Source organism: Streptomyces chartreusis (assembly GCF_008704715.1).
Taxonomy (GTDB): Bacteria; Actinomycetota; Actinomycetes; order Streptomycetales; family Streptomycetaceae; genus Streptomyces; species Streptomyces chartreusis.
In genome coordinates this window covers 4862798-4877369 of record NZ_CP023689.1, presented here as the reverse complement: position 1 = coordinate 4877369, position 14572 = coordinate 4862798, and the positions used below count along the sequence as shown (strand labels likewise).

Here is a 14572-nt window from a genome sequence, read left to right as displayed (position 1 = left end):
ACTCGCAGGGCGCCGGTGCCACCCGCACGATGAGCGCATGGAACCCATCTCGCTCGACGCGGCCCTCGCCTCCTTCACCAAGACCTGGAGCCCGCGCATCGTCGCGTCCGTCAACGACTACGACGTCCGCGTGGCCAAGGTCGACGGCGAACACGTCTGGCACGCCCACGACCACACCGACGAGTTCTTCCTGGTCCTCGACGGCGAATTGCACATCTCCCTGCGCGAGAACGGCACGGAACGCACCGTCGTCCTCCCCAAGGGCTCGGTCTTCACGGTCCCCCGCGGCACCGAACACAAGCCGTACGCCCCCGCCCCGACGTCCATCCTCCTCCTCGAACCCACCGGCACCCTGACGGTCGGCGACCGCCACGACGAGGTACCGGCCCATGTGGACGCCACCACCGGACACGCCCTGGGCTGACTGTCGGTGGCCGGTGGCACCCTGGGGGCATGAGCGACTCCGCACCCCGACGCGTCCGCGTCCGCGCCCCCGAGCTGGTCGGCGAGGGCGGCTGGCTGAACACCGGCGGCCGCCCGTACAGCCTCGCCGACCTGCGAGGACGCATCGTCGTCCTGGACTTCTGGACCTTTTGCTGCATCAACTGCCTGCACGTCCTGGACGAGCTCAGGGCGCTGGAGCGCAAGCACCGGGACACGGTGGTCGTCGTCGGGGTGCACTCGCCGAAGTTCGTGCACGAGGCCGAGCACGGGGCGGTCGTGGACGCGGTGGAGCGGTACGGCGTCGAGCATCCCGTGCTGGACGACCCCGAGCTCGCCACCTGGAAGCAGTACGCGGTGCGGGCCTGGCCGACGCTCGTGGTGATCGACCCCGAGGGCTATGTCGTCGCGCAGCACGCCGGCGAGGGGCATGTGCACGCCATCGAGCGTCTGGTGACCGAGTTGGAGGCCGAGCACGAGGCCAAGGGCACGCTGCGGCGCGGCGACGGCCCGTACGTGGCGCCGGAGCCGGAGCCCACGGTGTTGCGCTTCCCGGGGAAGGCGCTGCTGCTGCCGAGCGGGAACTTCCTGGTCAGCGACACCACCCGGCATCAGCTGGTGGAGCTGGAGCCGGACGGCGAGACCGTCGTCCGGCGGATCGGCCAGGGCAGTCGCGGGTTCACCGACAGCACCGAGGTGCGCTCGCGCTTCAACGAACCGCAGGGCCTGGCGCTGCTGCCGGACGGCTCCGTGGTCGTCGCCGACACGGTGAGCCACGCCCTGCGGCGCTTCGATCCGGTCAGCGGCCGCACCACCACCCTCGCCGGCACCGGCCACCAGTGGATGCAGGGCGACGCCACGTCCGGCCCCGCGCGCGAGGTCAACCTGTCCTCACCGTGGGACGTGGCGTGGTGGCAGGGCAGGGTCTGGATCGCCATGGCCGGCATCCACCAGCTGTGGGCGTACGACCCGGACTCCGGCACCGTCTCCGTGACCGCCGGCACCTCCAACGAGGGCCTGGTCGACGGTCCGGGCGCCGAGGCCTGGTTCGCGCAGCCGTCGGGGCTCGCGGCGACGCCCGACAGGTTGTGGCTGGCAGACTCGGAGACCTCGGCGCTGCGCTGGGTCGACCCCGACGGCGCGGTCCACACCGCCGTCGGCACCGGCCTCTTCGACTTCGGGCACCGCGACGGCGCCGCCGAACAGGCGCTGCTCCAGCACCCGTTGGGCGTCACGGCCCTGCCCGACGGCTCGGTGGCGATCAGCGACACCTACAACCACGCCCTGCGCCGCTACGACCCGGCGACCGGCGAGGTCACCACCCTGGCGACGGACCTGCGGGAGCCGTCGGGCGCGGTCCTGGCCGGCGAGGACATCGTGGTCGTGGAGTCGGCCCGGCACCGGCTGACCCGGCTGCGGCTGCCCGAGGAGGCCGTCCGCGTCGAGGCGGTCGCCCACCGCACGCGGCGCGCCGCCACCGAAGTGGCCCCCGGCAAGCTCCTGTTGGACGTGATCTTCCAGGCCCCGGCGGGCCAGAAGCTGGACACCCGGTACGGCCCCTCGACCCGGCTGCTGGTCTCCTCGACCCCTCCGGAGCTGCTGCGCACGGGCGAGGGTGCGGGCACCGATCTCGCCCGCACCCTCGAACTCGACCCGTCCGTCCCGGAGGGCGTACTGCATGTCTCGGCGATGGCCGCGTCCTGCGACGACGACCCTCACAACGAGTACCCGGCGTGCCATGTCCACCAGCAGGACTGGGGCGTGCCGGTCCGTCTGACGGAGACGGGCGCCGACCGTCTCCCGCTGGTGCTGGCCGGGATGGACGCTCAGACGCCGTAGCCGTCGCTGTATCCGTCCCTGCGGTGGTGGTGGTCCTCCTCGACGACCGGAGTCGTCGGGGGCACCACCACCCGCTTGCGCCGCGCGATGCTGCTGAACGTCGTGACGCCGATCAGTCCCACGATCATGAAGATGACCCCGACCAGGTCGAGATTGACGCCGTCCATCTCCCAGTCGGTCGCGAACGTGAGGATGGCTCCAACGGCGATGAGGATGATGCACCCGCCGAGGCCCATGTGTCTCGCCTTCCTGTCCGGTGGTTCCGGTCGCAGGCGAGTACCCCACGTATCCCGGACTACCCCTCCAGGAACGCCACCAGCGAATTCGCCAGCAGCCAGGGGTCGTCCGCGCCGCACAACTCCCGCACGCTGTGCATCGAAAGGATCGCCACGCCGATGTCGACGGTCTTGATGCCGTGCCGGGCCGCGGTGATCGGGCCGATGGTGGTGCCGCAGGGCATGGAGTTGTTGGAGACGAAGGACTGGAAGGGGACTTCGGCCTTCTCGCAGGCCGCCGCCCACACCGCCCGGCCCGAACCGTCGGTGGCGTAGCGGTTGTTGACGTTGACCTTGAGGATCGGCCCGCCGTTGACGCGCGGGTGGTGCGTCGGGTCGTGGCGCTCGGCGTAGTTGGGGTGGACCGCGTGGCCGGTGTCGGAGGAGAGACAGACGGTGCCGGCGAAGGCGCGCGCCCGGTCCTCGTACGACCCGCCGCGCGCGAAGACCGAGCGCTCCAGGACGCTGCCCAGCAGCGGCCCGTCCGCACCGGTGTCGCTCTGCGAGCCGTTCTCCTCGTGGTCGAAGGCCGCCAGCACCGGGATGCAGGGCAGCGCGGCGCCGGAGCCGGCGACCGCGGCCAGCGCCGCCGCACCGGCGTGCACCGACAGGAGGTTGTCCATGCGGGGACCGGCCATGAGCTCCTTGTCGCGGCCCAGGTACGCGGGTGCCTCGATGGAGTGGGCCATCAGGTCCCAGCCCGCGACCTCGCCGGCCGCCAGCCCGGCGGTCTCCTCCAGGAAGGCGATCAGGTCGCCGTCGCGGGTGTCGCCGAGGCCCCAGACGGGCTGGAGGTGGCGCTGCTTGTCGAGCTTGAGCCCTTCCGCGGAGACCGAGCGGTCCAGGTGGATGGCGAGCTGGGGGACGCGCAGCAGGGGCCGGTCCACGTTCACCAGCCGCGTCGAGCCGTCGCGCAGCGTCAGCCGGCCGGCGAGGCCGAGGTCGCGGTCGAGCCAGGAGTTGAGCAGCGGTCCGCCGTAGATCTCCACGGCCACCTGGCGCCAGCCGTGCGCGCCGGTGTCGGGCAGCGGCTTGACCCGCAGGTTGGGCGAGTCCGTGTGCGCGCCGACGATGCGGAACGGCGTGTGGGGCGCCGCGCCCTCGGGGACGTACCAGGCCACGATCGCGCCGCCGCGCAGCACGTACTTGCCACCGCTCGTCCCGTCCCAGGCGTCCGTCTCCGCGACCTGCCTGAATCCTGCCTTCTCCAGCCGCTCGGCGGCGTTCGCCACGGCGTGGTACGGCGACGGGCTGGCCGCCAGGAAGGACATGAGGTCGTCGGTGTGGCCGCGATCGAAGCGGGGGGGTTCGCTCATGGGGTTCACCTTAACGACGTACGAGGGCCCGCTCCCGGAGAAGGGGAGCGGGCCCTCGTGAGGGCGATGTGGATTGTCCGTGAGTGCCTGGAACGACCGGGTGGAAGCGGTCGTTCCGGCGTCGTCGCCTCCGGTTAGAAGGCCGCCTCGTCCAGATCCATCAGGTCCAGGTCGACGCCCTCGGCGAGCTTGCGCGCACCGGTGACACCGGGCAGGACGTTGGCTGCGAAGAACTTCGCCGCCGCGATCTTGCCCTGGTAGAAGGCCTTGTCCTTGGAGGAGGCCGTCTGCAGCTTCTCGGCGGCGATCGCGGCGCCCTTGAGGAGCAGGTAGCCGACGACGACGTCACCGGAGGCCATCAGCAGACGGGTGGTGTTGAGGCCCACCTTGTAGATGTTCTTGACGTCCTGCTCGGTGGCCGCGAGGTCGGTCAGCATCAGGCCGACGATCGCCTCCAGCTCCACGGCCGCCTTGGCGAGCTGCTCGCGGGCCGTGCCGAGGTCCTCGCCGCCCTCGCCGAGTGCCAGGAACTTCTTGATGTCCTCGGCGAGCGAGTTCAGGGCCGCGCCCTGGTTGCGGACGATCTTCCGGAAGAAGAAGTCCTGGCCCTGGATCGCGGTGGTGCCCTCGTAGAGGGTGTCGATCTTGGCGTCGCGGATGTACTGCTCGATCGGGTACTCCTGGAGGAACCCGGAGCCGCCGAAGGTCTGGAGCGACTGCGCGAGCTGCTCGTAGCCCTTCTCGGAGCCGTAGCCCTTGACGATCGGCAGGAGCAGGTCGTTCAGCGCGTGCTCGGCCTTGGTGTCCTCGCCGGCGGCGTCCTTGACGGCGATCGTGTCCTGGACCGAGGCGGTGTACAGCACCAGGGCGCGCATGCCCTCCGCGTACGCCTTCTGCGTCATCAGCGAGCGGCGCACGTCGGGGTGGTGGGTGATGGTGACCTTGGGCGCGGCCTTGTCGCCGAACGCCGCGAGGTCGGAGCCCTGGACGCGCTCCTTGGCGTACTCCAGCGCGTTCAGGTAGCCCGTCGACAGCGTGGAGATCGCCTTCGTGCCGACCATCATGCGGGCGAACTCGATGATGCGGAACATCTGGCGGATGCCGTCGTGCTTGTCGCCGATCAGCCAGCCCTTGGCGGGGTGCTGGTCACCGAAGGTCATCTCGCAGGTGTTGGAGGCCTTCAGGCCCATCTTGTGCTCGACGTTCGTGGCGTAGGCGCCGTTGCGCTCGCCCAGCTCGCCGGTCTCGAAGTCGAAGAGGTACTTCGGGACGAGGAAGAGGGACAGGCCCTTGGTGCCGGGGCCGGCACCCTCGGGGCGCGCCAGCACGTAGTGAAGGATGTTCTCCTCCATGTCGTGCTCACCGGAGGTGATGAAGCGCTTCACGCCCTCGATGTGCCAGGAGCCGTCCTCCTGCTGGATCGCCTTGGTGCGGCCGGCGCCCACGTCCGAACCCGCGTCGGGCTCGGTGAGGACCATGGTGGAGCCCCAGGTCTTCTCGACGGCGATCTGCGCGATCTTCTTCTGGACCTCGGTGCCCTCGTCGTGGAGGATGCCGGCGAACGCCGGGCCGGAGGTGTACATCCACACGGCCGGGTTCGAGCCGAGGATCAGCTCCGCGTACGACCAGATCAGGGACGGCGGCGCGGTCGTGCCACCGATGGCCTCGGGCAGGCCGAGACGCCAGTACTCGGAGTCCATGAAGGCCTTGTAGCTCTTCTTGAAGGACGCCGGGACCGGCGCGGTGTTCGTCTCGGGGTCGAAGACCGGCGGGTTGCGGTCGGCGTCCGCGAAGGACTCCGCCAGCTCGTTCTCGGAGAGGCGGGTCAGCTCCTCCAGGATGCTTTTCGCGGTCTCGACGTCCATCTCCTCGAACGGACCCGTGCCATACAGCTTGTCGCGTCCGAGTACTTCGAAGAGGTTGAACTCGATGTCGCGGAGGTTCGACTTGTAGTGCCCCATGGTGACGACTCCGTAGAGGGATCGGCGAGGCACTTGGATCCTCGCGCTAGTTCACGTACCAACAAGTAGCTACGATGATGCTACCCGTCAGTAATAAGACGCAACCCCGATCCGCAATCTGTGACAGGTCACACCGGAACCGTCAGTGTCGCCGTGTATCCCCGCGCCACACTCCCCTTCATGGCGGCCAGCTGCTGGTCGGCGCCGTCGCTGAAGATCCCGTCGGTCTCCAGGGAGAGGCCGCTCAGGTTGTCCACGCTCCTCTCGTAGCCGTCCGAGTCGTACACCGTCTCGCAGACGTCCTTCGGGAAGGCCAGCTGGGAGGTGTTCGTGACGGCCGTCGCCGCGGTGGCGTCCGCGAGGCTGCCGTACACCTCGAAGTGGATGTGCGGCCAGCGGCCCGCGTAGCAGCCCGGGAAGACGCTTTTGAACGTGACCTGGCCCTTGTCGTCGGTCTCCTGCACGCCGCGCAGGTAGTTCTCCTCGGTGACGCCGTCCGAGTACAGGGAGTAGTTGCCGTCCCGGTCGCAGTGCCAGATGTATACGGCGGCGCCCTTCTTCGGCGTCCCGCAGCCGGAGGCCGCGTCCACGACGGTGAGCGTGACGGTCAGGGGCACGCCCTCGGCGGTGCCGCCCGCGGAGTCGCCGAAGCTCTTGGTGATGTCGTCGCGCACGACACCGCTCTCCTTCAGGACGTTCACGCCGTTCGAACCGTCGCCGGGGAAGGGGCCGGCGGTCTCGTCGGGGATGGTCGCGCACTCGGCGGACGTACCGAGTGAGGCCTCGGCGGAGCCTTTCGAGGAGGCGCCGGCCGAGGACTCGCCGTCGGACGTGCAGCCCACCAGCGGGATCAGACCCGCCCCCGCCATCAGCCGGATCATGCGGCGGCGGGCGAGGACCGGGAGGTCGTACGAGAGCCCGCGGTCGTGCTCGTGGACCTCGGCGTCGTCGTGTCGGTGCATGGCTGTCCCCTTGCCGGTGCGGTGCCGTGCGCGGCACTTTGCGCGTTGCGGCCGACGCTATGAGCGTGCGCGGTGCGAAACCAGCGCGGTGACTGTCGAGTCGCTGTCAAGTCGCTGTCGGTTTGCCGCAGCCCCCGTACCGGTCCGCAGCCCGGCGGCTCTGGGTACGCTTGCGTTCATGTACGGCTACGACCAGAACGTCGGTGCACAGCAGCAGTACGCCCCGCCGCAGCAGCCCATGGCAGGTGGCGTCGGCGGGTACGGCCAGCAGCCGCCGCTCTACCCCGAGCCGTCCCCGCCCTCGCTCGCGGACGCGGTGCGCGCCTTCACCACCGGGCAGATGTCCGCCGAGGACTTCCAGCAGGTCTTCGCGACGTCGAAGGTCTACTGCCCGCGCGGCGACAACCCGGGCTTCCTCGCCCTGCACAACACCCAGCAGCCGGTGATCCCGATGTTCACCTCGCTGAAGGAGCTGCGCAGGTACGCGGGCAAGGAGTCCAAGTACTTCGTCATCACCGGTTCCGAGGTGATCGACCTGCTGCCCACCGGCTACGGCTTCGTCGTCGACATGGAGGGCGAGCACCGCATGGTCTTCGACGCGAAGGCCGTGGAGCAGATGGTCGAGTTCGCCATGCGCAGGATGTACGGGTAGCGCTTCGCGGGGTTGCCGCGCCGGGTCGTTCGGCGTCTGCGGGGCCGTTGTGGCTGGTCGCGCAGTTCCCCGCGCCCCTGGGGGGCGCTCAGGATCCCGGCGTTTCGAGGCGCAGGGCCAGGCCGTCGAGGACGATGTCCAGGGCGGCCGCGAACTTTGTGTCCCGCATGGTCGCCGGGTCCGTGGTGGCGACCTCCTCCGTCTGGGCGTAGCCCTTGGCCAGGTGTTCGTGGTCCGCCACCGCCTGCTGGGCCGCAGGCATCAGCCGTGCGATGAAGTCGGCCTCGGTCTCCCCGGAGCGGGCGACCGTGATGAGCCAGGCGCCCTCGGTGGTGCTCATCCCGATGACGTACGACAGGACGGCGTCGATCGCCCCGTTGGGGTCCGGGAACCCGGCAGTGGTGAACAGGGCGGCCAAGCGCTCCGAGTACGACATGAGGTTGGGGCCGAGATAGGCGAGGCCCGCCTGGCCGAGGACCGAGGACAGCCACGGGTGCCGTAGTGCCGTCGTACGGAAGGAGTGCGCGGCCTGCGCCACGGCCGCCCGCCAGTCCGGGCTGTCCGCGGGCGGTACGTCGATCTCGGCGGCGACCTCGTCGACGGCCAGCTCCATCAGCTCGTCCTTGGTCGCGACATGCCGGTACAGGGAGGCCGCGCCGGCGTTCAGCCTGGTGGCGAGCTTGCGCATGCTCAGCGCCTCCACGCCCTCCGCGTCCAGCATGACGATCGCCTCGCGCACGATCGTGGCCCGGCTGAGCGCGGGCTGGTCGGACTCGCGCTGCGGGCGGGCCCACACGGAGGGGATGGAGCTCTGCTTCGTCGTCCTGGCGGCCATCGGCACTCCTTCGCATCCCTGCGTACATCGTTCGCATCGAGCGTACAGGAATGAAGTGTTGCGAACACTGTTCCGCTGTGCGTACAGTGTTCGCAACGAAGGAATGGTGTTCACGAACCGGAGGGGAACGTCATGGACGTCAAGGGAACGCGTGATCCACGTCGCTGGTGGATCCTGCTGGTGCTCTGCCTGAGCACGCTGGTGCTGGTCGTCGACAGCATGGCGCTGACCGTCGCGGTGCCCGTGATGACCGGGGAGCTCGGGGCGAGCGCGCAGGAGACCCAGTGGATCCTGGACTCCTACATCCTGGTGTTCGCGGGGCTGCTGCTCACCTCCGGCAGCCTCGGCGACCGGTTCGGACGCCGCAGGGTGATGCTGATCGGGCTCCTGCTCTTCGGGGCGGCGTCACTGGCCGCGACCTGGTGCACGAACCCCGGCGAGGTGATCGCCGTCCGTGTCGCGATGGGGGTCGGCGGGGCGCTGATCATGCCGTCCACGCTGTCGATCCTCATCACCGTCTTCGACGAGGAGGAGCGCGGCCGGGCGATGGCGGCCTGGAGCTCGGTGTCGATGCTCGGTCTGGTCGGCAGCCCGGTGCTCGGCGGTGTCCTGATCGAGCACTTTTCCTGGCAGTCGATCTTCTTCATCAACGTGCCGATCGTGGTGCTCGCCGTCGTCGCCGGTCTGACGCTGATGCCGGAGTCCAGGGCGCCCTGGCAGAAGCCGGACCCGCTCGGCGCGGTGCTGTCGGCGGTCGGGATGACGGCCCTGGTCTGGTGGATCATCGAGCTCCCGCAGCACGGGGTGTGGACCGCCGCCCTGCCGGTGGCTCTCGCGTCGCTGGCCGGCTTCGTGATCTGGGAGAACGTCACCAAGTCCCCGATGGTCCCGCTGGTCCTCTTCAGGCACCGCAACTTCAGCGGCGGTTCGCTCTCCCTGGCGCTCGTCCAGATCGGCAACGGCGGTCTGCTGCTGGTCCTGACCCAGTACCTCCAGTTCGTGCTCGGCTACTCGCCCATCAAGGCCGGCCTCGCCTTCCTGCCGCTGGCGATCACGGCCCTCGTCGGCAACGGCGCCGGCGTCAAGCTCGCCGCCAGGTACGGCAACCGGTGGGTGATCCTCGCGGGGATGCTGGTGATGGTGGCCTGCTTCGCGCTGCTGACCACGGTCTCGGCGGACTCCGGCTTCACGGTCCCGGCGGTGGCGCTCGGTCTGCTCGGCCTCGGCGCGGGCCTGGCGATGCCGGCCGCGGTCGGCGCGCTGATGGGCACGATCCCCGAGGACAAGGCGGGCGTCGGCTCGGCCCTGAACGACACCGTCCAGCAGGCCGGCACCGCCCTGGGCATCGCGATCCTGGGCTCGCTGCTGTCGAGCGGCTTCGCGGACCGGATGCCCGAGGGCGTGCCCGAGGAGGCCAGGCACTCGATCGCCGGTGCGGTCGCCGGGGGCGACGCCGGTCTGATCGCGGCGGCCCGCGAGGCCTTCACCGCCTCGATGTCCACCACCTTCACGGTCAGCGCGATCGGCGTCCTCGCGGCGGCGCTGCTGGCGACCCTGGTCATGCGCGACGACCGCCGCGGGCCGCAGGAGGCGGCCGGCACCCCCGACGAGCAGCCCGAACTCGTCGTCTGACCCCCTCGGACCGGCTCTTCCTGACACACTGAGCCGCCGTCGAAGCACCGGGTCCTCGTGACGAAGGCCGGCGCCCGCCCTGGGCGCCGGCCTTCGGCGTGCCCGGGCGGGAATGGCTGCCGCGCTTTTCCCGTTAGGGGTGGCAAGAAGTTCAACGCTCAACTAAACTGGCCGCACAAGGAGGTACCGACATGCCTGCAGTGACCGTCGAGAACCCGCTGACGCTGCCTCGCGTCGCCGCGCCCGCGGAGGCGGTGGCCCGTCCCGTGCTCACCGTCACGACCGCGCCGAGCGGTTTCGAGGGTGAGGGCTTCCCGGTGCGCCGTGCGTTCGCCGGGATCAACTACCGCCATCTGGACCCGTTCATCATGATGGACCAGATGGGCGAGGTGGAGTACGCGCCGGGTGAGCCCAAGGGAACGCCCTGGCACCCGCACCGCGGCTTCGAGACCGTCACCTACATCATCGACGGGATCTTCGACCACCAGGACTCCAACGGCGGCGGTGGCACCATCACCAACGGCGACACCCAGTGGATGACGGCCGGCTCCGGTCTGCTGCACATCGAGGCCCCGCCGGAGGCGCTGGTCATGTCCGGCGGTCTCTTCCACGGCCTCCAGCTGTGGGTCAACCTCCCGGCCAAGGACAAGATGATGGCGCCGCGCTACCAGGACATCCGCGGCGGCAACGTCCAGCTGCTCACCTCCCCCGACGGCGGCGCGCTGCTGCGTGTCATCGCCGGTGAGCTGGACGGCCACCAGGGTCCCGGCATCACCCACACCCCGATCTCGATGATCCACGCGACCCTCGCCCCGGGCGCGGAGATCACCCTGCCGTGGCGCGAGGACTTCAACGGCCTCGCGTACGTCCTCGCGGGCCGCGGCAGCGTGGGTGCGGAGCGCCGCGCGATCCACACGGGCCAGACGGCCGTGTTCGGCGACGGCGGTTCGCTGACCGTCCGCGCCGACGAGAAGCAGGACTCGAACACGCCGGACCTGGAGGTCGTCCTCCTCGGCGGGCAGCCGATCCGTGAGCCGATGGCCCACTACGGCCCGTTCGTCATGAACACCAAGGACGAACTCATGCAGGCTTTCGAGGACTTCCAGAAGGGCCGCCTCGGCACCGTCCCGGCGGTGCACGGAATGAGCGGCGAGGGTCCCTCCGAGGCCTGACCCGCCCAGGTACGAAAAAGGCCCGGGGCCGCACAGCGTGGTGCGGCCCCGGGCCTTTCGTCACCCCGGCCACCCGTCGCCACCCGTCCCCCGCCCCTTCCCCGCTCGTCACCCGCCCGGTCCGCCCGCGCACGACAGCCCCGCCCCGCGCGTGATCCGCTGGAACCGTGCAGGCCCCCACCCCGCTGCTCCCCGATCCCGTACGGCGGCTCGCCGCCTGGTGTGTGGTCGTGCTGCTCGTCGCCGGAGTGGTCTACGTCGGGATCCGGCTGGCCGTGGAGTTCAGTACGGCCGTGGTGCCCGTGCTGCTCGCGCTGCTGGGGACGGCGCTGCTCGGGCCGCTGCACCGGCGGCTGGTGAAGGCCAAGGTCAACCGGTCGGTCGCCGCCGCGCTCACCTGCGTCGCCGTGGTGGCCGTAGTCGGCGGGGCCGTGTACATCGTCGTCGCCGCGATCGTGGACAGCGGCGACGAGATCGTCGCCTCGCTCAAGCAGGCGGGCCGGGACATCGCGGACCACTTCGGGGCCGCCGGCACCTCACTGGACGACGTCGCCGCCAATGCCCAGGAGCTGCTCACCAAGTTCGGCGGGACGGCCGCCTCCGGGTTCATCAGCGGGGTCAGCGTCGTGGGCGAGACCATCGCCATCGGCGTGCTCGCGCTGCTGCTGGTCTTCTTCTTCCTGCGGGACTCCGACCGGGCGGCCGGCGCCCTGCGGTCCCTCGTGCCCGGCAGCAGCGGGGAACTCGTGGAGGCCATGGCCCGGCGCGCGTTCCAGGCCGTGGAGGGGTTCATGCGGGGGACCACCTTCATCGCCTTCATCGACGCCGTCTGCATCACCGTCGGACTGGTGATCCTCGATGTGCCGGGCGCTATCGGGCTCGGCGCGCTCGTCTTCGTCGGCGCCTACATCCCCTATCTGGGCGCGGTCATCTCGGGAGCCGTCGCCGTGCTGGTCGCCCTCGCCGACCGGGGCTTCGTCATCGCGCTGTGGGTGCTGGGCATCGTGCTGGCCGTGCAGGTGCTGGAGGGGCATGTGCTGACGCCGGCGATCCAGAGCCGGACCGTGCAGATGCACCCGGCCGTCGTCATGGTGACGATCACCGCGGGCGCCTCCGTGGCCGGCATCCTCGGCATGCTGCTCGCCGTACCGCTCACCGCCGCCGCGTTCGGCGTCGCGCACGAGCTGCGGGAGCGCTACGGCAGCTCGACCTCGAGCGCGACCGCGACTTCGACCGAGCCGCCCCCGGACTCGACGGCGCCCTCGGACTCGTAGAGCTCGAACCAGATGCTCTTGCCCTCGCCGCGAGGGTCGACGCCCCACGCCTGGGCCAGCAGCTCGATCAGCATCAGACCCCGCCCGGACGAGGCCAGCTCCCCGGGGCTGCGCCGGTGCGGCAGGTCGTCGCTGGTGTCGGTGACCTCGACGCGCACCCGGCGGTCGCCGGGCTCGCCCCGCACCTCCGCCAGCAGCAGCGCGTCGGCGTCGGTGTGCACCAGGACGTTCGTCAGCGTCTCCGACAGCAGCAGGACCGCGGAGTCGACCTGGTCCTCGGAGGCCCAGTCGTGCAGCAGCTCCCGCAGCTGCTGCCGGGCCACCCCGACCCGCTCCGGCTCGGCCTGCGCGACCGACAGCACGGTGCGCCGGACCGTCGTCCGCAGGGCGGTGTCGGCGTGTCCGTCGCCCTGCCGGTGCAGCAGCAGTACCGCTATGTCGTCCTCGCGCCGGTCGGCGAGCGGGCCGGTGGTGTGGTGGGAGGACGGGCCGTGGACGGCCTGGACCAGGGCGTCGGCGAGCCCCTCCAGGTCGCCGTCGTGCTCCTCCAGGATCGAGCGGATGCGCTTCCAGCCGGTCTCCAGGTCGTGGCCGCCGGTCTCGATCAGCCCGTCCGTGCAGATCAGCATGGTCTCGCCGGGTTCCAGGGTGATCCTGGTCGTCGGATAGTCGGCGTCCGGATCGATGCCCAGCGGCAGACCGCCGGCCGTCGGACGCGCCAGCACCGTGCCGTCGGTCATCCGGATCGCCGGGTCCGGGTGCCCGGCGCGGGCGATGTCCAGCAGGCCCGACGCGGGATCGACCTCGACGTACAGGCAGGTCGCGAAGCGCAGGTCGGACGGGTCCTCGTCGAGGGCGCCGAACGTCATCCCGTGCAGGAAGCGCGAGGCCCGGGAGAGCACGGCATCGGGGCGGTGACCCTCGGAGGCGTAGGCGCGCAGCGCGATCCGCAGCTGGCCCATCAGGCCCGCCGCCCGCACGTCATGACCCTGGACGTCGCCGATGACGAGGGCGAAGCGGCCTCCCCCGAACTCCGTTCGGGAAGTGCCCCCGGGCAGCGGGATCATGTCGTACCAGTCGCCGCCGACCTGGAGGCCGCCGCCCGTCGGGACATAGCGCGCGGCGACACCCATGCCCGGTATCTCGGGGCCCAGCTTGGGCAGCATCGAGCGCTGGAGGCCGTCCGTGAGCTCCCGTGCGGACTCGGCGGCCTCGGCGCGCGAGAGGGCCTGGGCGAGCATGCGGGCGACCGTCGTCAGCACGGAGCGCTCGTCCGGGGTGAAGGCGACCGGATAGGTGAACGCCGCCATCCAGGCGCCCATCGTGCGCCCGGCCACGGTCAGCGGCAGGAACGCCCAGGACTGCCGGTCGAAGTGCGCGGCGAGCGGCCAGGTGACCGGGTAGCGGTCCTTGTACTTCTCGGGCGAGGAGAGATAGACGGCACGGCCGGTGCGGACCACCTCGGCGGCCGGGTAGTCCGTGTCCAGGGCCATATGTGTGAAGGGGCCCTCGTCACCGGGCTGATGGCCGTGGTGCCCGATGATCGTCAGACGGTCGCCGGTGACGCCGAAGACCGCGAGCCCGTCCGGTGAGAAGCCCGGCATCGACAGACCGGCCGCGACCCGCAGCACCTCGGCCGTCGATCGCGCCTCGGCCAGTGCCCGGCCCGCGTCCAGCAGGAACGCCTCCCGCGAGCGCCGCCAGTCACCGGTGACCGCCGTACGCCCGGCGGAGGTGCCCGGCACCGGCTCGGTGACCTCCTGGAGGGACCCGGTGACCTCGTACGACCGCTTCTCGCGGTCGAAGGACGCGTGGAAGCGGCTGCGGCCGACCCGGACGACCCGGCCCAGGTCGTCCATGATCCGCACCCGCACCTCGCCGAGCGTGCCCTCGGCGACGGCCAGCTGGATCACGCCGCTGATCTCGTTCCAGTCCACCGGGTGCAGCCGTGCGCGCACCTGGGCCTGGCTGAGCGTGGCCCGTTCGGAGGGCAGGCCCAGCAGACGTGCCGCCTCCGCGTCGACTGTGACCAGTCCCGTGGCGGTGTTCCAGTGCCACAGTCCGGTCGCGAGGGCGGCCAGAACCTCCCCCACGGCGGGCAGGGGCTCACCAGTGCGCATTGCCCCACTCTAAGAAGAGGTGATCGAACGCTGCCACCGAAGCTGTACGGGGCATCCGCTCCCCGGGCCCGGGGCCACGGCTAAATGGTGGGG

The 14572-nt window shown here is 70.7% G+C and carries 12 protein-coding genes; 6 read left to right on the top strand and 6 right to left on the bottom strand.

Annotated elements, in window-relative coordinates:
* Positions 1-37: 37 nt before the first annotated feature.
* Complete coding sequence (locus CP983_RS21170; RefSeq protein WP_107904907.1) at positions 38-424, top strand: cupin domain-containing protein; 387 nt, start codon at positions 38-40, stop codon at positions 422-424.
* Positions 425-453: 29 nt separating this feature from the next.
* On the top strand, positions 454-2280 hold the full coding sequence (locus CP983_RS21165; RefSeq protein WP_150501161.1) for an NHL domain-containing thioredoxin family protein: 1827 nt from the start codon (positions 454-456) through the stop codon (positions 2278-2280).
* On the opposite strand, the gene CP983_RS21160 is transcribed toward CP983_RS21165, so the two are convergent.
* The 4 genes from CP983_RS21160 to CP983_RS21145 form a co-directional block, all read right to left on the bottom strand.
* Positions 2268-2516, bottom strand: a complete 249-nt coding sequence (locus tag CP983_RS21160; RefSeq protein ID WP_107904905.1) for a DUF6458 family protein — start codon at positions 2514-2516, stop codon at positions 2268-2270. The two genes, CP983_RS21165 and CP983_RS21160, sit on opposite strands and share 13 nt — an antisense overlap.
* 59 nt (positions 2517-2575) lie before the next feature.
* Positions 2576-3871 (bottom strand): M18 family aminopeptidase, encoded by a 1296-nt coding sequence (locus CP983_RS21155; RefSeq protein WP_125527890.1) that lies wholly within the window; start codon positions 3869-3871, stop codon positions 2576-2578.
* Positions 3872-4005: 134 nt separating this feature from the next.
* Positions 4006-5832: an acyl-CoA dehydrogenase gene (locus CP983_RS21150; RefSeq protein WP_150506772.1), complete on the bottom strand. Its 1827-nt coding sequence runs from the start codon at positions 5830-5832 to the stop codon at positions 4006-4008.
* Positions 5833-5960: 128 nt separating this feature from the next.
* Entirely contained in the window at positions 5961-6794 is an 834-nt protein-coding gene (locus CP983_RS21145; RefSeq protein ID WP_150501159.1) for a dioxygenase family protein, read from the bottom strand.
* A gap of 178 nt (positions 6795-6972) precedes the next feature.
* On the opposite strand from CP983_RS21145, the gene CP983_RS21140 reads away from it, so the two are divergent.
* Positions 6973-7446: an SseB family protein gene (locus CP983_RS21140; RefSeq protein WP_107904901.1), complete on the top strand. Its 474-nt coding sequence runs from the start codon at positions 6973-6975 to the stop codon at positions 7444-7446.
* Positions 7447-7534: 88 nt separating this feature from the next.
* Here CP983_RS21140 and CP983_RS21135 read toward each other — a convergent pair whose 3' ends face one another.
* Positions 7535-8281: a TetR/AcrR family transcriptional regulator gene (locus CP983_RS21135; RefSeq protein ID WP_150501157.1), complete on the bottom strand. Its 747-nt coding sequence runs from the start codon at positions 8279-8281 to the stop codon at positions 7535-7537.
* 132 nt (positions 8282-8413) lie between these two features.
* Between CP983_RS21135 and CP983_RS21130 the strand changes: the two genes are divergently transcribed.
* The 3 genes from CP983_RS21130 (at position 8414) to CP983_RS21120 (ending at position 12359) form a co-directional block, all read left to right on the top strand.
* Positions 8414-9913 carry an MFS transporter gene (locus CP983_RS21130; RefSeq protein WP_150501155.1) on the top strand — a complete coding sequence of 500 codons (1500 nt, stop codon included), beginning with the start codon at positions 8414-8416 and terminating at the stop codon, positions 9911-9913.
* A 191-nt stretch (positions 9914-10104) separates the two neighbouring features.
* Positions 10105-11085: a pirin family protein gene (locus CP983_RS21125; protein WP_150501153.1), complete on the top strand. Its 981-nt coding sequence runs from the start codon at positions 10105-10107 to the stop codon at positions 11083-11085.
* Positions 11086-11252: 167 nt separating this feature from the next.
* Entirely contained in the window at positions 11253-12359 is a 1107-nt protein-coding gene (locus CP983_RS21120) for an AI-2E family transporter (protein ID WP_163016873.1), read from the top strand.
* On the opposite strand, the gene CP983_RS21115 is transcribed toward CP983_RS21120, so the two are convergent.
* Complete coding sequence (locus CP983_RS21115) at positions 12281-14479, bottom strand: SpoIIE family protein phosphatase (RefSeq protein ID WP_150501151.1); 2199 nt, start codon at positions 14477-14479, stop codon at positions 12281-12283. The genes CP983_RS21120 and CP983_RS21115 overlap by 79 nt on opposite strands.
* Positions 14480-14572: the final 93 nt, after the last annotated feature.